The following is a 296-nucleotide window of genomic DNA, read 5'->3' on the forward strand; positions in this document are numbered from 1 at the left end:
GCTTGTCGCCGTCTTCCACTGTCACTTCCCGCAGGATCCGGATGAACCTCTTGGCGGCGTCCTGCTCTTCCAGGCCTGCCGATTGAATCAGGAATACGAAAGGTCCAGCGCTACCATCCATGATCGGGACTTCGGACGCGGAGAGCTCGACGTAGGCGTTATCGATGCCCAGGCCAGCCATGGCCGAGAGCAAGTGCTCCACCGTGTCCACTTTGACGTCACCGTTGACCAGCGTGGTCGACATCGTGGTTTCGCCAACGTTTTCCGCGCGCGCAGGAATCTGCACCACAGGGTCC

1 protein-coding gene is annotated in these 296 nt (G+C 60.5%); it reads right to left on the bottom strand.

Annotated features, from left to right (window positions below; all coding sequences use genetic code 11):
• Window positions 1-296, bottom strand: a 296-nt coding sequence (locus BK665_RS33410; RefSeq protein WP_185076736.1) for a UDP-3-O-acyl-N-acetylglucosamine deacetylase, incomplete at both ends; no start/stop codon positions are given.

The sequence above is a fragment of the Pseudomonas frederiksbergensis genome (assembly GCF_003732665.1).
GTDB lineage: Bacteria > Pseudomonadota > Gammaproteobacteria > Pseudomonadales > Pseudomonadaceae > Aquipseudomonas > Aquipseudomonas frederiksbergensis_G.